This window comes from Actinomadura madurae, from assembly GCF_900115095.1.
GTDB lineage: Bacteria > Actinomycetota > Actinomycetes > Streptosporangiales > Streptosporangiaceae > Spirillospora > Spirillospora madurae.
Genome location: NZ_FOVH01000021.1, coordinates 69,514 through 87,916, shown reverse-complemented (window position 1 = coordinate 87,916; position 18,403 = coordinate 69,514). Strand labels below are relative to the sequence as shown.

The window sequence follows — 18,403 nt, the reverse complement described above, 5'->3', positions numbered from 1 at the left end:
TCAACCATGCATACAGCTATCGCGTCGTCACCGCTAAGCTTCGGCGACTCCCGGCGAAATGCGACAAGACTTGGTGTAAGTGCGGTGTTGAACCAATTCAGGGTGGTCCGGTGGCTTCGATCACGGCCTCGACAGCGGAGGGAAGTGTTTCATGCTCCCACACCCGCACCACTTGCCAGCCCGCTGCACTGAGCGCGGTATCAGCGGCCCGGTCACGCTCTACATTCCTGCGAAGCTTTGGAGTCCAGTACCATTCATTACTCGTTGGCTCGCGCCCATGCTCAGGGCAAACATGCCAGAAGCAGCCGTCCACGAAGACAGCAACCTTGCGTGCCGTGAACACGATGTCTGGCCGAACTCGCACCCCCTCGGAAAGGTCGAGGCGAAAATCCTTGCGATAGCGGTAGCCCCGGGCATGCAGCGCCCGGCGCAGATTAACCTCGGGCTTGGTATCGGTTCTGCGATTTGCGCGCATGTTCCGGGACCGACCCTCAGTTGCTGGACGGGGATAGGTGTCTTTAGGGCATGCCTCTTCTTGTGAGCCGGCATCCTGCTGATCGAACATCTTCTTGCTACCACTCAATCAGATGACCATTATTCAATAACAATAGCGTCCATAGTTGCTACTGGAGGATTCGTCAGTCACCCCTGGAAGGTCCTGACGCCGGATCTTGAGGCTACCGAGGTCTGCGTGGGATCGGAGGGGCGGTCATGAGCCTCGGGCTCGCGCACCTGGGTACCTGCCGCCAGGCACGCGACTGGTGACGAGTGAGCTCCATCACCTGAAGGTTGATGTTGAAGGTGTGGTGCAGACCCTGGGTGATGTTGCTCGAGCACGAACGAGTGTCAGACTACCCGTCTGACCGCCTCGTTCGCTGCTGCCTCTGTGCTCTGGAACCAAGCACCGTGAAGCAGCAGGCCACCTTCAGAGTGAGCGTAGCCTTCCCCGACCAGGCCTCAGGCTGTGCAGGGCTTTCCTCGCGTAAACATCTCGTGTGCGTGGCATCGATGGCGGCTCCAGCGGTCGCGTCAGGGCCAGGCACGAGGAAGGATTGCCTCGGAAGCGACAGGCAAGCCCGACCGTTGCCACGGCAGACGCCATCCTTGATCCACCTGATCAGAGATCACGTCCAGGCTGGATGGTCAAGATCACGCTGCAATTTCGGACAGAATCTGGCGAGCGCGAGGCGGTGACGACAGAATCCCCTAGTGACCACTGATGCGCGACACTCACACGACGATACCGGAACCCCAGCCACCTGCTCTAAGCCGATCGGCCTGGCTCCTGGTGCGGTAGTGGAGCGCATAGATGAGCTCCTTGAGCTCCGCTTCCGCTCGGCTGCGCTTGGCAAAGTGGACGACCCTGTCGCTGTTGCCGTGTACCTCATCCTGGGTGTGGCGACGCGTAAGCCCCAGGAGCAGCAGATATTCGCGCAGATCCGCGGCAGGTACACCAACTGGGCCGACCTCGCCAGTGCGCCGAAGCTTGAGCTGGAAGAGATGCTGCGGTCGGCCAACCTTGACCGACGGCTTGCGGCCACCCTCCAAAGCTTCCTCGAGGGCGTCCTGGACGCCAATGTCCGCCACGGGCGGCCGGGTACCTACAGCTTGGACTACCTGCGGGAGCTCTCAGACGAAGCAGTCATGGACGAGCTTCTGGACCTGCCGGGGCTCAAGCAGAAAACTGCCCGGGACATCATGAACTTCACCCTGGGGCGGGCGGTGCTTGCAGATGACCGCCAGGTCCGCCGCGTCCTCAACAGAATGAGGCTTCTCCCGAACATGAGCGGGAAGGTGGACCGCGCTTCCTACGAGAACCTTATCCCTGTGAAGATACGCGAGCGCCTCCGGGTAAATTTGATCCATCACGGCCGCGCTACTTGCAAACCCAAGCCTAGGTGCACCGAGTGCTCGCTTATCAGTTTCTGCCCGACCGGCCAGGCAAGCCTGAAACCAGACAAGAGACCCGTCGCCGTGGAGGTGTTCGCGGGAGCGGGGGGGCTAGCGCTGGGCTTTGCGCAAGCGGGCTTCCGAGTGGCTGTGGCAGTTGAGAAGGAGCGCAATGCAGCCCAGACTCACCGCGCTAACCATCCTGGAACCGTCGTGCTGGAGCAGGATGTATCGAAGCCCCTCGCTCCAGTCATCCGCGCAGTAGCCCCGTGGATGGGCGATGTGACCGCTGTTATTGGAGGACCGCCTTGCCAGGGCTATTCGATCGCCGGCAAGCGTGACCCAGACGACGAGCAAAACGAGCTATTCAAGCACCAGGTCCGGCTGGCCAAGGAACTTGACGCGCGCTTCGTGGTTATTGAGAATGTGCTTGGCATGCGAAACATCAAAGGCGTAAGTTTCACTGATGCCGTCGAGCAAGAGCTGCGCAACTGCGGCTACAACCCTCGCCATAGAGCGGTCAAAGCAAGCGATTACGGCGTCCCCCAGCTACGCTGGAGGCTCATCTTCACCGCCCAACTAAACACAAAGGGAAATGCTCCTGAAGTGCCAATAGGAAAGTACTGCGGGAACCCCGCCTTGCCATGTAGGTGCGGGCGTAAGCATCGCGCACCCACGGTGAGGGAGGTGCTTTCGCGTCCCGGCTTGCCCAAGCTCCAACACGGCATGGAAGCTGAGTTTATCCCGCTAGCGGATGGACACGTTCTCCTTAACGGATCCACCATGAAACACAGTCAGAAGGTTATCGAAAAGATTGCAGGTATCGAGGCGGGGAAGGGGCCAATCTCGTACCGCCGCCTCCACAAGGATCTGGCGCGCACGATCGTGGCGGGTCATCGCGCCCTTCCCGTGCACCCGGATCTGAACCGGACGATCAGTGTCCGGGAGGCTGCTCGCATTCAAGGGTTTCCGGACGAATACGTCTTTTGCGGCACCCGGGGCAAGCAGCCCCTCCAGGTTGCAAACGCTGTCCCGCCCCTGCTGGCCAGGGCGGTCGCAGAGGAGCTTATCCGGGTTATGGAAAGGAAGACTTCCGACTCGGCACACAAGCAACATCTAGAAGATTTGTGTGGCCCCGTTGTTATGCAACTCGCATTTCCCGCGAGGGAGGAGTCCGATGGAGGAGCTCCGGAGGTCGTAGCAAGCTGATCTCCAGATAGCACTGCTTCCGTCTGGTATTGCTACCTGGCGCTTGGAAAACGGAGTGATGTTGCGATACAGACCCGTGCCGAAGTGTAGTCGTTATACACTTGTGACCTGGCGTAGGTAAGTGGTCTTTCATCATTGAGGGGAGTCCAGCCTGAGTTTGCAGGTCACGGGCTGGTTGCAGGCGATGGGTATGACCGTGGAATGAGTGAAGCTCCTGCTAGATGAGGCTGTCGACCAAGATCAACCTTGTCCGCCGCAGGAGCATCATGTGCTGTTCTACCGTTCCGCGCTCGATCTGTCGCGTCGGCGCAACGACATCTTCGCCCATCTGGCGGCCGCATTCAGGATCGGCGCCGCGACCGCGCACCGCTACGTCACCGAGGTCATCGCCCTGCTCGCCGACCAGGCTCCCGCCCTTCGCGAGGCGACGCGGATCGCCCAGCGCAAGGTCTACGCCATCCTGGACGGCACCCTGGCACCGATCGACCGGCTGTCGGGGTCCAACGACCGGCTCTATTACAGCGGCAAGCACTACCGGCACGGGGTAAACATCCAGTTCCTCACCGGCCCGCACGGCGAGCTGATCTGGGCCTCGCCTGTCCTCCCCGGCTCATACATGATCTGATCGCTGCCCGCACCTTCGGCATTGTCGACGCGCTCACCGGCTGCAAGATCTCCTGCAACGCCGACAAGGGCTACGTCGGAGCCGGCGGCGCGATCGGAACCCCCTCTACAAGCGCAAGAAGGACCGCAGGCTCGGCAAACGCAAGAAGCTGTTCAACCGGCACCACGCCCAGGCCCGGAGCGCTAGGCGAGCAGGGCGCGGCAGACGCGCAAGAGCTGGCACATCCTGCGGAAAGCCCGCTGCTCACCCAGCCGCATGACCACCATCGTCCATGCCATCTTCACTCTTCACCACCAGGCCAGATGAAGTTGGAACAGCTCATTCCTCTCCTGCCACCCAGACTGACTTTGCGGATTGCACATCTGCGGGACCCGCGTAAAAACCTTGAAGCCGCTCAGAGCGCCCCCCATGGTCGAAGATTAGATCCCCGCGGTCGCGGAGGCTCTCTGCGCCACCCCGTCCCAGAATCGTCGTACTGTCGGTTGCCGACTGGACCTTGAGTGCGACGCGGGCTGTAAGGTTGGCTTTGATATCGCCAGTGATTACTTGGACACTGGGGCGCTGTGTAGCCAGAACGAGGTAGATGCCAAAGGCCCGCGTGAGCTGCCCGAATCGCTGAATTAGCCGCAGGAAGGATTCCCTCGCTGCCCGATCAAGGCTAGCGGCCAGGTCCGCGAACTCGTCGACGAGTATTACTATCTGGGGCAGCTCGTTCAACGACCCTCCTGCCTCGTAGAACTCCAGAGCACTCGTCACTCCCGCGGCGCCCAGTTTTTCCTGCCTCCAACGCACCTCCCGCTCCAGTGTCTCCTTGAGCACACCAACCGCGCGGATCGGGTCTGTGACGATGCCCTCCTCGGCCAGGTGTATGAGGTCCTGGAAAGGCAGAAAATCGACCTGCTTCGGATCGATGACGAGGATCTGAAGTTGCATGGGCGTGCGCACCCTTGCCAAGCAGCAGAGGAGACCACGGAGCAGCACGCTCTTGCCGGATCCAGTCGCGCCGGCAACCAGGAGATGCGGAAGCCTCGCGAGGTCGGCGACCCGAACTTCACCGCTTGGCGCCATGCCGAGCAAGAACGGCAGGGCTCCGGGTCCCTCGACCGTTGTAAGCGCATTGAGATGATCTGACAGGTTCACGATCACGCGTTCTGCGCGTGGGACGTCCACCGTGAGCCAATAGGGCTCCTGATCGATTAGGACGCCTTCGGCGAAGCCCACCTCGCGGCCGATGTCCAGCGCGCGCTTGCGCACGTTCGCGAGGTTTTCCTTGCCTAGCGGTTTCGTCCGGTATCGAATGACTGAAGGGCCTACCTGGGCGAGAGATGTATCGAAAGGAGCCAGCTGGAGGCCGTACTTCGTGACCGCAGCGTCGAGTTCCCTGGCTTTGGAAACAACTTCCTCAGTCTTTCCACCTGGCGCGATTTCGGCGCGTGGCCTCGCAGACTGCTGTGCGGGGTTGGCCGGCCGAGCTGTCAAATCGGTCGCAGGCGTACGGCTGTCGTTGGGCTTCGGGATTGTGGCGCCTACCCTGCCGCTGGCAGTAAGCTCCCCGCCCTGATGGGTGCGTGGCTGGAAGTTGACTTTGTCCCACCCAGGATGAGGTGAGAGTTTGCGCCCCTTGGCTAGCGACTCCAGCACAGGCGCCCCTAGCCGTACATACCCCAACCGCGAGCCCTCGCCCGGCAGTACCGTCCGGTTAGCGGAGAACGGGTTTTCAAGCTCCAGGCTTATGACATCACCGTGGAGCTCCTCGCCGTCCACAGCGTAAGAGAAGTTGATGGCATAATCCCCCCTGCCTACGATCTTTGCTACCTCCTCGATCTGCTCCTGGGCTAGGTTGCCGAGTCCGAAGCTGCGGTTGCGGATCGCTCCGGACCTAATGAACTCGGAGAGATCACGCGATCGGAAGGGGCGGGCAACGGTGCGGGCATTGGATACGGACTCGAGCCATTCGCGGGTCCGCTGGAGCTCCCGGCGCGCTACCCCTAGGTCAGGCTGGCCTGTGGACGTGAACTTGACCTCGATCAACCGCCCACCAATCCTGGCCTTACCGTCTGCCAGGTGGAGACGCAAGTACAGGAGATCATCGCAGGAGCGTCCGGAGGGCCGCCTGATTCCGCTGGCTGGCAGCAGCCGGAACAGCTCGTCGAGGGGGAGCAGGACGCCACCCAGATCGCTGCTACCTGCTGGCGGCGTCTGGAAGGCTCCGTCGAGATCCCTCAGCGCCGCGATCGCGGCGAGAAACCCGAGTCTTTCCCTCAGCCCGTTGATGGGCAAGTTGAGGAGGTCCAGATTCCAGCTCCCGCTGACGGCGTTGGCGCTGTCGATCAGCCGCGGCAGCGCTGACTGATCAAGGCGGGTCACAGGGGCGATCGCGCGGCTCAGGGCGGTGCGGTACGGATCGATGAGTTCCGTGACCGTGATGCTATCCAGGCCCGCTTGCCAGACACTAGTGCGGTCCTCGAAATCTACTATGTAGACCTTGCGCTCGATCAGGTCTGGGCTGAACGCCTCAAGACCGAGCAGCCGGTCCGCATGGACGGTCCAGACACTGTTCCGCTGGATGCGATCGAGTGTTCCAGCGCTGATGGCGGTTGTAGTTGCCTGGGTGATGCCGGTTTGCATCCACCCCCGGGGTTGTCCCCCGACCATCTCTAGCGTGCGCCGGAGCAGTTCGGGTATCGTGCCGGCCGCCGAGGGGGCGATAAAGAGCCCATTCGCGAAAGAGAGCTCGTTGGGATTCTGGGACGAGGTCCGGCCACCCGCCGAAGCCAGACCGCGCACCCAGTCGGTCGGCGCTCGCTCGTCGAGCCTGATGGGACGCGGTTCGCGCGATGCTGACGAGCGAAATGCGAAGCACAGATGGGCGAAGGCGGGATCGCTGCTGTCATCACTGTACTCGGTGGTCAGTTTTACCCTGCTGCGGATCAGCCGGTCCAGATCGTGGTCATTGTCCGGGGCCATCAGGTTTAGTAGTTCGCGCGGAACCTCCCCGTCATCTGTGTAGACAGTAACTGAGAGGCCAGGCCGGAAGCGTTCGGCTCCGGGTGCAAGCTCGGCACCGTAGAAGGCGCGCAGGGCTGCGGCGACTGCCCCCCCGTCACCCGGTTCACGGAAAGCCACCGCCAGCTCTTGCCGCGGGTCGTTATAGGCAGGGAAGACCTCGAGGAATTTGCCGATCCGGCGGGTAATCGTCTGAGGGTTGCTGCCTCCGAGGGCGAGCGCGCTTCCGAGAGGCCGGTAGCGCCTCCAGAGGAGGGGAGAGCGGTCGTCCACCTCCCACCAGCCGCCCTGTGCATGGAGCAGCGGAAGGAGGGCTCGGGGCGATAGCGCTTTAAGATCGCGGGCCGGCAAATCTCCGCCGACCGTAAGCCTCGTTGCTTCCCGGGCCATCTGGAGGGCCCATGCGACTGTTACTGGGTTCGTCGGCGCCAGCCAGCACTGGGTTGCGTCGATCGAAACAAGATCGACCAGGAGAAGCCGGTCGAGTTCGGGCGTGTACCTGCCGGGAATTTCGATGCTGTAGATCAGATCCCGGTAGGCGGACACGTACGCTGCGGCCTCGTCGAGGGCGGTTCCGCACAGCAAGGCATGGACTGTGCCACTTTCATTCAGAGCCTGAAAAAGGGTTCTGCGCGCGTCGAAGAACTGGTCCACTAGGACGCCGTCTAGACCTTCGAGGCTTAGCCTGTCAAGAGTGGGATCGGGCAGTATCTCGGGATTACCATGTTCGCCGGATACCTGCACGAACGCCAGGGCCCGGCTTGAGCGCCCGACCCGCAAGATGTCTCCCTCAACGGCCAGGCCTCGAAGGCTGCCTGATAGCTCTTGTGGCTCCAGGTCGTAGCGGACGGAGCCTTCGACCTGGAACGAGAGCTTTCCCGCCTCGCCGGTCCCCCTCACGAGGGAGGGGTAGCCGCTGGGGATCGGCAAGCCGTCACGTTTCCGCCGTGCGGCGAGATCGAGCTGGGCGTGTATGGCGCTCGGAACCTGCGGATAGCTTCCGTTGGTCGGCGGAACATCCGTGCCTCCGAGCCCACCGAGGTTATCGTCGTCCCATCCCTCTCCGGGATCCTCTATATCTTCACCGGTGCCCGGGCCCTTAGCGGGATCTCGACCGTCCTCTCCGCCAGCGGGGGTACGAGTTGATTGGAGAATCAGCGGAAGGGATCCCTCGGTTCCACCGTGAACAGCGATCACGGTTTGTAGTTCCTCAGAATCCTCGCTGGGAAGACGGAGGGGGGCCGGACCGAGAATGCTTCCGCCTGGGCCGATCGCGAGGATGTTGGGCGAGTCCAGCGCCCGGAAGCAGCCGAGCACAGGATCGATCTGCAGGGCTTCCTCGATCGGAAACCACTCCGCCTCCCTGCGGTACACGGCGATGGTCACGGAGCTTCCTGGCCGAACCGTGATGGTTGAGAACCACCAGCCTTCCTCACCGATACCGGGGACGGGGACGTGGAGGAGCATCCGGCCCGTGTCGATCTCACAGGGAAGCTTGGTCCCGTCGTGCCAGCGCGCGGCCGGCCGGGCTTTGCCGACATTGCCGATTACGGATAGTGAGAAGCCGGCTGCTTCAGCGGAGATCCAGATCGCTGCTACCCCGGCGGCAGAAGCCACGGCTCTAGCACCGTGAACCCGCGGCGGTTCCACGATTGCGATTCGTCCGGACTGTTTGGCAGGCGGCAGATCATCGAGCGTAAACCGGGAGTAGTCGAGGCCGCTGGGGCCACGGGCTGCGGTCACCTTGCTGTTGCCTTGATAGTCCTCGCCAGCATGACGGGCAAGCTCTGTCGCGAGGTCGCGATCCGGAAGGGCCCAGCGCTCCAGATCGTGACGCCACCTCGCGCCTCGCTCGAGCCTGTCCTTGCTCGGCCTAGGGTCCGCGATATAGCAGCCGAGGGAGGGGAGGGCCATGCCTGCTTCCTGGACGCTTGTCCAGTCCGAAGCGGCGAAGGCTGCGAAAGCATCCAGAAGCGCCCTGGGGTCCTTCGGCTCGCGCGCGATCAAGTCTTCTGTTACATCCCGCACTACGTTGGCTGCCGGCCCGGCACAGGCGTTCCCGATCCTGGTGACGAGGCTCGCCCAGGAGAGTTCAGTCAAAGTTGCCGCATCCTCGGCGGCTGTCAGGACGGTCTCGAATGGGTCTGGGTCCAGGATGAGCAGGACGTACACGTCGCCGAGCTCAGCCGCCTGGGAGAAGTCGGTTCTGAGCTTCCCGGCAAACCCCCGGAGGCCACGGTTCCAGGTTGCCTGCGGCCGTTGGTTTGCCTCGTCGACGAGGTAGGGAATCAGAAGGACCGGTCCCCGCCGGATGGCGGCGATCTGCCTCGCTCCACCGCTCGCGGCGGTGCCGACGGTCGCCACCTCGTTAAGAAGCGGCTCGAGCTCGCTGAAGACCTCTCCGGTGCTCACGCCGAAGTTATCGCGCAGGTACAGCCGCCGGTGCTGGGTGCTGTCGGCAGCGACCTCCAGCAGCGCGTCGCAGATCGCTGATGCGGTGGACGATGTCATCTGGTCACCTCACTGGCGCTGAATTGGCTGGAGTGGTGGACGTAAGCGCTCTCAGCAGCATCGCTGTACCTCGCGAACATCCCTAGGCGCTCCAGCGCGTTCTGAAGGAGCCGCTCCTCTTCCCTGCTCTGGGGCGCCAGGCCGTACCGTTTGAGCCCTTCCAGGAACTCGGCGAACGGGACTAGCTCGCGCCCGCATACGAGCCGGACAAGAAGGAATAGCATCGCTTCGTCTGTCTCGAAGAAGGTGATGCGCGTTCCGTTCGACTGGATCAGCTTGCCGGTAGGGACCTCTTTCACGAGCTGGTTCACGACGTCGCGGCCGACGTTCCTCATGGAAGATCGGCGTGCTTCTAGCAGCGCTTCCCTTAGGGCGTACAGCCCTGGGGCGCCGGTCCGGGCGAACCTCTCCTTCTCTTCCAGAGGAGCGGCCGGGTATTGCTGGGCTCCCCTGCAAATGGCCAGGACCCTGGTGATCGCATCGAAACGGCTCCGGAGCTGCGCGCCACCCTCGGAAAGTGCACGATGCATGGCGGGAAGGTCGAGGGAGCGGATCTCCGGGCCCCCAGCCGCCAGGAGGGCCTCCGCCGCCAGGTTCGCTGCAGCGATGGTAACGGGGAGCGGCATCAGGTAACCGCTGGTGAGTTCCAGGTAGCTTCCCACACATGGGTCCGACATCTTGGCAGACCGGAAGCCGCCAGAGCCGACTCGGAAACTCATACGTCCGGCTAGGTCACAGGTAGTCAAGTCTCCGGCGCAGCCAACGGAGCAACCGGGAGCGTCTGCCGACGGTGCGAGGGTGAAGAGCCGGACGACGCGTTCGAGCTGGTTTGACAGGACCATGCTCGCCCTGTAAAGCCAGGTTGTGAGATGGAGCGCCAGCAACATGGTTATCTGGTCGATAAGATCCCGGCGCGGGAGCTGCATGGTGAGCACTTCCGCGAGATCCTCGCGGAAACGATCTAGCGAGGCTTGACAGAAGGCGCCACCTGCGCTCTCGAGCCTTTCTAGAACCTCTCTGGTTCCTTCGCTTCTAAGCAGGATCTTGACGCTAGGACCATTCGTTTCTGGAGAGATTTCTCCAGCTATTCGCAGGACCTCGCGGTCGAGGTGCGTGAAGTCGTCGTCGCTTCGAAATACGTCGAGCATCCGATCGATCAATACTTCATCGATACCGCCTGTGTGGCTGCAGAGGAACGGCAGGATACTCCCGCGGAACATCTTGTACTGCATCCGGCCGCCGCCGGAGCTGCTCTGCCGGAATCCGAGGGAGAGTGACGAGTGGAGCGGGAGAAGATAATGAACCTTCTCGCTTCGGTACCAGAACTTCTCGACGATGGCATCAGAGACGGCCGTGCGCTTCTCCATCGTGTCCCCGGGGAGCTTCTCCCGCAGCTCTGCCTCGAGGTGACTATCGAAGGGGCACTCTCCGTCAGCGGTGCCTGAGTCCTGAAGTATCCCGAACAGCAGGGTCGCCCGAGGCTGGCCACGTGGAACGTTCGGGTAGACAGAGGGTGCGTCGTGCCGTAGCCACTCATCCCGGGTCTGGCTCTGCTTGCGTGGGATGCGGAGAGTCGGTTCTCCATCGACCACCAACCAGCCATCACTTAGTGTGACACCGGCTTCCACGATGGCTGGCAGCGAGGCCACGAGGCGCTCGATCTCCCGGTCTGCACCATTCATCTTCAGCCTACCTTGGTGATACGGAATGTCTGTTGCCCACGCCATAGGCTCGTCTTCGCTCGGTACGCTTCTCGGCCGCCATCGCGCACGATTAGCAGGGGAGCGTCTCGGTCGTCCGCCCTCGTCCGGCCGAGCGTCTCGACTGCATGGCGGAGCGAATGGAAACGCTCGATATCGACCGAAGCCGCGTTCGTCCCGCTGGCAGCCCGCTCGAGTAGCTCATACAGCGGGAGATCCAGCACCATGTCGGAATTCCCGATCAAGATTCGAGCAGTTAGGGGGCGCAGACCGACTATCTCACTCCCCCAGGGATTCTCCTTTTCCGGCACGGATGGCTGCCAGTCCAGCATCTCGTCGAGCTCGACTCTGACGAGTACCCGCGAATCCCTCCGCTGGGCGAGACTCTCCGTCGGGAGGTAATAGCTTCCCTCGACGTAGCGTCCAAAGGAACTGACGATCCCTTGCGCCGTGACCCTCACCACTTTGTCGATGGCCGTCTCGTCGCCCCCCAGCGCCTGCTCGAAAATGGTCGAGGCTGCAGTCTGGAGCAAGAGCTTGCCGGCGAGCCAGGAGGCGCGGGCCAACCCGCGGGCGACTGCAGCGGGGCCGCCCAGGACCTGCCCGGTGGCCAGTGCACTGGCTGCCGTGGCCACGGCCTCACGCCTGCGGTTGGCATCGCCAAGCATGTCTACTAGCGAGCTAGCGTCACCTTCGGGATCGACACCGGCGGATGCGATGATGTCGTGCCCTTCAAGGCTAGGAGCGAAGGCAGGATCGAGGGCTGCGAGATCTGCGCACAAGGGGTTCGCATCGTGCTTGGTAAAGACACCGTTGGGCAGGAGGGATCTCCAGACACCGTCGAGATCGTTCCTAGCTGCCAGGGCAGCGACGCCCTCGCATGGGTCAGCCCCAGGGGGGACTTGCAAGCCCCCCAGCGCGAGGGCGCCCAGCGCATCCCAGAACTGCCTTGGAGGCACGTCCCGGCCCCGCCTTAGCGCCACCTGGTCGACAGCCTCATCGAGGACGGCACCGATCTCCGGATCAGCGAGCAGTTCCAGGTTGGTGCGAGGCGCGCAGAACGCTCTTACTTGGCAGGTGTCACATCGCCCCGCCCCAGCGAGTACGCCATTAGGCGCATCAGGTTCCAGGACGGGGAGCATCCGTCTGAACAGCCGGTCCTCTCCGCCGGAGGTAGGGCGCTGATCGAGATCCACGACCAAGACCGTGTCCCGCAGCTCCTCCGCCCTGGAAGCGGGAACAGGCGAGGCTGCGGGCACGCCCAGCCGGCGGAGGGCGAACGCCACTAGTTCGGCGAGGGCTGGGTGCGCGGCCAGCTTGAACATGCGCTCAAGGCGCAGGAGAAGGCCAGTGTTGGCCGCGAGCAGAATGTGTACGCCGGGCCCGGGGACGCCATCGTTGAAGCCTGCGAGAACCTGGGCAAGGTAGCGGGTCTGGTCCGCATCCGGAGCCTCGGCGTGCGTCGCGTCTTCGACCACTGTGGTGAAGGTGTTGGGCGGGACGGTCTGCTCAAGCATCCGGATGAGAGCGGACTTGCCGCCACCCGAACTGCCGCTGAGCAGGAGCAGGGCTGGGGCTCTCGGCCCGAGCATCCGGCGAGCCAGGCGATCTTCCAGTCCGGTCGTGATGTACATCAGTTTCTGCCGGGAAGTCATCGTCTTGGTAGAAACGACACTGTCTTCGCCAGCGGAACGTAGCGCTGCTACTGCTTTCAGCGGACTGGGCAGCGATCTGTCGAACGGTTCCTCCCAGTTGGGCTTCATGATTCCTCCTCCGGCCCCTCTTCCTCCTGGATCGGGAGGAAGATTTCCAGCTGGCCTGCATCGGCAATGCGCTGTATCGCGACCCACCCGGGCACCAGCAAACGCTCGGCAACCTCTGCGGTCAGATCGGCGCAGCTGTAAGCCCACAGCTCCTGGCTGCGGGGTATGACGCAACTCCGGACGGCCGCCTGGACCAGCCGGTCAGGTGCGAGGAGGACACCGGCAACGTAATTGGCCTCCCCTTCTCCCGCCTCCACGCGTGGCCACCTGCACCCACCGCTGTCGAGCAGCGCGTGCGCTGCAGCGTGAGCCGTCCAGAAGCGCCGGCCGGCTGCATCTTGCTGAGAGGGTGCCTCGCGCGTCACTACACCGCGCCCCGTCGCGCGTGCTACCGCCCGGGCTAGCCGCACCTCATCGACTTGGCCACCGTCCCTGCGGAGCGCCGCGCGGTCGAACCTGGCTGCGTACCCTCTGAGCTCGAGCCGCCTCAGGCCCTCCCGTGTTGTAGGATCGCCGGCTGCTAGGTGAACGCGCTGCAGGATGGGGCCGAGCTCCTGGACCCTGGGGGTCGGCAGATCCGCTGCGAGGTGCAGTGAGTCACCGCAATCCAGCGCGCTTGCGAGCCGCGAGAGCGTTTCGCTCTTGACGCGGTGTGGGTACTCGGCTCTCTCGAGCCGCGAGAGCACGCTCAAATCCAGGTTGGCGCGCGCTGCAACCTCGCCGCGTGAGAGGCCTGCCCGCAGCCGGTACTCGCGGAGGGCAGCTGCGAGCCTCTCGTTGATCGGTGATTGGCCAGTGGGTGGGCTCACGCCATTAACTTTTGCCGGCTTGCCTCGGACCTTGCAATCTGCTGTCGTGTCTTGTGCGCACGAGACACGCTGCCAGATGTGGCCAACGAGGTCATTCCCAAAACTGGCTACTGTTTGCGATTAGTCAGTGACTCACAGTGATATAGGTCTCTAGCATCGTCAGTCGGTGTCTTGGACAAGTAGACCCTGCACTAAACGCGAGCATGGCCAGACGTGCTTGTCATCAAGTGGGTCGGAATTCTATTCCGACCCAATTTCCTCCTAGCTGCAAGAGTCTAACTCTGTCGCCTCTGGTTGATGGCTTATCATTAGGTGCCGTTACTTGGGACGATGGCACTCTCTGCGTGCTGGGCGTCCTTAACTTGGAACCGGACCAGACGATGAGAAGTGTCGATAGCCGACCTCGGCGGGATCAGGGTGAAAGCCATGACTATTCTTGATGGGTCTGCCTTGCCGTGGGATACAGCAGCCCGTACATCAGCCTCGCTTGACCCCTCCACTACCGGGTAGAGAAGTGCCACGCCAGTGTTCGGTCCAATCGATGGGTAGGCGGCAGCGAAAGCGTCGGGTACGGAAGCCGCGTCGATTAGCCGCTGGGCGACCATCCGGTGGTCCTCGCTCGCAATACGGCCGAATGAAGATTTCCCTGCCTGACGGGTGCGCCGCACAAGGGATAGGTTAGTAGAGCCCAATAGTGACGCCTGAATGCGCCTCTCGTTCCTGAGTTGCGGAGCAACCAGGAGCCAGTCGTCAACCTTAGCCAGAGTGCCGTCGAGTTGAGCAAGATAATTCAAATGTGGCTGAAAAATGCCCTCCCGCTCCCACTCCAGTTGGCTCAGCACACTCAAGAACTGGGTGTGGGACACCTTCGTGGTAAGGGCTGGGAAGCTTCCGTTTGCGTCGCCCTCCACCTTTTGCGGGACCGCAAGAGTAACTGGCTCCTTCGTGAAGGTAGTGAGGAGCGGGGACCAACGCTCAGTGTTGCGCCTCAGGACGGAAGGGGAGAGGGGGTAGGCAGCCGGCTCGATTGGCTGCCCCGGAGAGCGTACTTCGATGAGTTCAGCGTTGAACATCTTGTTACGGGCAGAGGGCTTGAGCCATGGTAGATGCTGTGCGACAAGGGGCGGGATCTGATTCGGTGTGACTTGGGGCTTACCATCTACGAGAACGGCGTAACGGGCGAGCTCTTCACGGAACATTTCCTCGTCGCGACAGACTGCCTCGAACGCCTGGTAAAGGTCGATGGTTTGGGTTTTTGTCAACTGCTCCGCGCGTCCGATATACAAGCGCACTAGATCTTGGTAGCCCGGACGGAATCCAAACCAGCGTCCCATCTGCATGAGGGTGTCTGCTTGGCGTGTAGTCCGGCGGTAGTAAGTCACAGTGAGGCCCTCGACCGTGAAGCCCCGTGAGAGCTTGGTGCCGCCAACCAGGATCTTCCATACATGCGGCGTACGGTCAAAGTCGAGGTCAAGTCGCTCGAAGTAGCGGTCCGTGGATCCGTTCACAACAACCACCGGTGTGCCTCCGGAGCCGATAAGCTGGCGCGCCCTGCTCACGTACGGGCGTACATCCTCGTAGGAGACTGGATTGGGAAGATCAGGGGCACGCGCTGCGGAGACCGGTGCAAAGTCGACAGACCATAGTTTGGCCAGACGGAAGTGCCCCTCCTCAGAGAGATAACCGGCTTGATGCCACAAGGTGTTGAGGTGCAAGGCCAGCTCCGCGTGATCGTCCACGCGGACCGACTCGTGAACGAGCATGGTGTGGTGGCGGAACGGCCCGTCAGGGACACCGTTCTCAGCGCGGAATAGCTTCAGGGCCCCAGCCAGGACAAAACTGTCCATAGCCTCCTGGAGGCGATCACCGTCATCTTCTCCGGGTACGTCTCGGACGTGGGCCTTCTCCTGCGAATTTGCCACAGTGCGCTCAGCAGGACTAAGCGGTGAGTCAAGGTCGTGAAATTCCTGCACGCCCATGTATCCATCGGGCCTAGGCAGAGAGATCAGGAAATCGCTGGGGAAGATGTCCTCTGCATCACTTGGGTCAACGAAGACATTTGCGAACGGAGTGGCGGTGTAACCGACGTATTGTGCACGCGGTAGCAGCTTCAGGAGGTCCGAGATCAAGCCGTTAATGGCCGTTCGCTCAGCTGCCCCTCCCTTCCATTTTTTCGGGTCAATAGTGTTGACGGAAGCCTGATCAGACTCGTCGTCGATGATGAGTGCGGGTAGCTCGCCTAGGAGGCCATGCACTTGCTTGAGGTCCTTAACGAGCTTTGTCAGGACAGATTTGTTCTTCTTAACGACCAACAATCGTGCCGCTGCATAATGAAGGTTAACCGGGTCATAAAGGGGGTTAGTCGGCTCGCGCTTCTCGAACTCCAGAGCGCGGATGCCCTGAGCGAGGCTCTTGTAGTCCTTGTCCCGTGTAGTCAGCCGCTCGATGTCGAAGGCTTTCAGTGCCGACGGTCGTCCACCATGCTGTACGAACTTCGGCCAGTCCTCGTCGTCCCCGACATAGTCGATGCCGATCAGCGCGTTTACGTCTCCGGGATCAGCCCCCCGCAGGATATTCTCCTGGCCGATTACCTCCATGTCTAGCCGCCGCTGTGTCTGAGCCCGCAGCATGTTGAGCGTGCCGCCCAAGACAATGACGAGACGGTAACCGGCATCAATCGCTTTGGCGATGACACCAGTGAAGTTCGCGGTTTTTCCGGACTGGACGTATCCGACCACCAGTCCCTTTGCCTGCCGTATGGCGACCTGTTCTGGATCGGTGAGGCGCTCGACAACCGCGCGGCTGGCTTCGTCCAGGCTGGCAATGGCATTCTCGGACCAGCCCTTCGCCTTGAGCATGTCCTCATATGCGTGCCAATAGAACGAGCGCGCTGCGGCACGCTCGGGGGTATACCAGGGGGTGTGCTGATGAGCGATGATGGTGGGCCCGGGCCCCCGGTCAACTGGGGCGGCTTGGGTGAGTGCCTTGCGGAGGGCGCTGCCCACGCGAAGGCGGTCGTAGACCGCGGCCCGCCGACTATCCGTGCGGGGCAGGGTTTCTGGCGCCCAGCGCGGTTCCTTTGCGCGGTCCCACTCTGCCAGCGCTTTCCTCCACCGGGCGAGAAGAGGCCCGCCAGACACGTCTTCTTTGACGAGACGCTCACGAAAAGCCACCTCGCCAAGATCCGTGTCAGGGTAATCTTCTTCAGTGACAAGCCTGGCGGCTTCCTGGAAATTGCGGGGGCTCTGCCTCATACCGTCCAGCACGTCGGTGTGTATGTTCAGCAGCGCATCGGTCATACTACGTCTCCGGTAATGGCGGCGTATCAGCGGCCCGTTCGGCCCCGGCGGGCACGCTGCGCCTGAGCAGCAGCGAACAGGATGCTGTTCCAGTACTCAATACGGTCGGCTCTTCTCTTCTCCCAGCGCCCTAGGCCGAAGCTGTCTTGAAGCAGCAAGTAAAGGAGGGTCTTCGTCACGGGCGCATCGTTGACGCCACCGCGGCGTCCGTCGTTGAAGTCCTCCCGAAAGTTTTTATTGAGAAGAACGACATAACCCTCGCGATCGAGCTCAAAGAACCGGTCATCAGGAAGAGATGTCCACTCGATCCTCAGTGGACCTTCCCCATTTTTCAATGGAAGTTCTTCTCTGACCACTCGCTTAATCTTGGGGTCAAACCCTTTACCGGGTGCGATGACGGGGCTGCGCTCGATGGTTGATCGCGACAACCCATCCCGGTAAGCAGCCTCCGCATCCGCAAGATACTCGCGGATGGTGCTTCCTCCCCGGCTGATGGCCTTCTCCACTCCTGTAGTGAAGGCCGGTGTGACCTCAACGCCGTCCTTCTTGACCGTCAGGCTGAAGACGGTGTTTTCCTTGGCTGGAAGGTCCACAGCTACCCTGGCAAGAACCAGGTGAGCTTCCGGGGTACGCAAGTTGTTCCAACCGCCCGCCTGGACAAGCCGGTTATTGCGATAGAAGTAGAAACCTTGGCGGTCGAGCACGGGACCGATCTGGCGAAATCCTGCCTGCTTAGATTTGGCAGGCCAGACATGGGCCTCCAGGGAGATTTCCCCTACTTCTTCTACCGGAGCGTTAAATTTCTGTGGATAGCCAGCCTTGCCTGGAATCTTGTAGCCGAATGGATCCAATGGCTCTACGGCAATGTGATCTGTCTCTTCACCGGTAATGACATCCCAGACGGCGATATCAAGTTGGAAGCCACTATCTAGAAATCGGTGAAGGTGGAGCCCTAGGTGCATTTCGAGTCGAGAAATGGCTTTCGAGAGAAACTGCTCGCTCTGCCCAGCTGTGACGGTCTCGAAACTGCGTACTCGATCCCATCGGACGATTGTGCCCTGCCACTGGATGAGACCGTCGTAGACGTCGACCTGCTGCTGTGCGAAGCCGGGTTCCACAACATCGCATCGGAATTGGTCCTGGATACTCTCCGCTGTCAGCTTCCTGCCTGCCGCCCGGCTGCGTTTGGTGCGGCTGATGACCGTAAGAGAGCGAGCTTGTGAGAGCGAGGCGGCCTTGAGGCCGGTGCCGTACATTCCTAATGCCCTGCCGTCGTAGTCCCGCTGGTGGCCTACCGTCATGGCGCTGTCGAGGGTTGCCTCATCCATGCCCCGCCCGTTGTCCAGAACGAGTAGCGAGAGGATGCGGTCCTTGTCGCGGAGGAAGTGCACCACCACGGCATCGGCGTCAGCGTCGATCGAGTTGTCGACCAGGTCCGCAACTGCCGCCTCGAAACCGTAGCCCTGATTGGTCAGCGCCTTGGCATAGCCTGCGTCCGGAGGAAGGTAGGTGCTACCACTGGTCGGGACCTCGTATCGCCAGTTGACAGGCAGGGAAGCATGAGACGTCATAGACACGCGGTTCCTTGACT

Annotated in this window: 9 protein-coding genes; 2 read left to right on the top strand and 7 right to left on the bottom strand. The window is 61.9% G+C overall.

Features of this window, described 5'->3' with window-relative positions:
- Nucleotides 1-97: 97 nt before the first annotated feature.
- The gene (locus tag BM339_RS40185) at nt 98-583 is read right to left on the bottom strand and encodes a very short patch repair endonuclease (RefSeq protein WP_256255753.1); all 486 of its coding nucleotides are present in this window, start codon (nt 581-583) and stop codon (nt 98-100) included.
- Between the two features lie 626 nt (nt 584-1,209).
- Here BM339_RS40185 and dcm point away from each other — a divergent pair.
- Nucleotides 1,210-3,099 (top strand): DNA (cytosine-5-)-methyltransferase, encoded by a 1,890-nt coding sequence (gene dcm, locus BM339_RS40180; RefSeq protein ID WP_143118786.1) that lies wholly within the window; start codon nt 1,210-1,212, stop codon nt 3,097-3,099.
- A gap of 268 nt (nt 3,100-3,367) precedes the next feature.
- Nucleotides 3,368-3,724: a transposase family protein gene (locus BM339_RS40175; RefSeq protein ID WP_075024258.1), complete on the top strand. Its 357-nt coding sequence runs from the start codon at nt 3,368-3,370 to the stop codon at nt 3,722-3,724.
- Nucleotides 3,725-4,042: 318 nt separating this feature from the next.
- Here the strand turns inward: BM339_RS40175 and BM339_RS40170 are convergent, their stop codons facing one another.
- The 6 genes from BM339_RS40170 to BM339_RS40145 all read right to left on the bottom strand — a co-directional run bounded on the left by BM339_RS40170 (nt 4,043) and on the right by BM339_RS40145 (nt 18,383).
- A complete protein-coding gene (locus BM339_RS40170) occupies nt 4,043-9,241 on the bottom strand; it encodes an FtsK/SpoIIIE domain-containing protein (RefSeq protein WP_075024257.1) in 5,199 nt (1,732 codons plus the stop codon).
- Entirely contained in the window at nt 9,238-10,923 is a 1,686-nt protein-coding gene (locus tag BM339_RS40165) for a hypothetical protein (RefSeq protein ID WP_075024256.1), read from the bottom strand. Before BM339_RS40165 ends, BM339_RS40170 begins: the two co-directional genes overlap by 4 nt.
- A gap of 2 nt (nt 10,924-10,925) precedes the next feature.
- Nucleotides 10,926-12,704 (bottom strand): hypothetical protein, encoded by a 1,779-nt coding sequence (locus BM339_RS40160; protein ID WP_143118784.1) that lies wholly within the window; start codon nt 12,702-12,704, stop codon nt 10,926-10,928.
- Nucleotides 12,701-13,513 (bottom strand): helix-turn-helix domain-containing protein, encoded by an 813-nt coding sequence (locus tag BM339_RS40155; protein WP_075024254.1) that lies wholly within the window; start codon nt 13,511-13,513, stop codon nt 12,701-12,703. The genes BM339_RS40160 and BM339_RS40155 overlap by 4 nt, the downstream gene beginning before the upstream one ends.
- A gap of 308 nt (nt 13,514-13,821) precedes the next feature.
- Complete coding sequence (locus BM339_RS40150) at nt 13,822-16,812, bottom strand: Z1 domain-containing protein (protein WP_075024253.1); 2,991 nt, start codon at nt 16,810-16,812, stop codon at nt 13,822-13,824.
- 26 nt (nt 16,813-16,838) lie between these two features.
- On the bottom strand, nt 16,839-18,383 hold the full coding sequence (locus BM339_RS40145; protein ID WP_075024305.1) for an ATP-binding protein: 1,545 nt from the start codon (nt 18,381-18,383) through the stop codon (nt 16,839-16,841).
- Nucleotides 18,384-18,403 lie beyond the last annotated feature (20 nt).

Bases quoted from the DNA above. Each gene is read 5' to 3' on its own strand.
- BM339_RS40165 (WP_075024256.1), bottom strand. From the start codon at position 10,923: ATGAATGGTGCAGACCGGGAGATCGAGCGCCTCGTGGCCTCGCTGCCA.
- BM339_RS40150 (WP_075024253.1), bottom strand. From the start codon at position 16,812: ATGACCGATGCGCTGCTGAACATACACACCGACGTGCTGGACGGTATG.
- BM339_RS40170 (WP_075024257.1), bottom strand. From the start codon at position 9,241: ATGACATCGTCCACCGCATCAGCGATCTGCGACGCGCTGCTGGAGGTC.
- BM339_RS40160 (WP_143118784.1), bottom strand. From the start codon at position 12,704: ATGAAGCCCAACTGGGAGGAACCGTTCGACAGATCGCTGCCCAGTCCG.
- BM339_RS40145 (WP_075024305.1), bottom strand. From the start codon at position 18,383: ATGACGTCTCATGCTTCCCTGCCTGTCAACTGGCGATACGAGGTCCCG.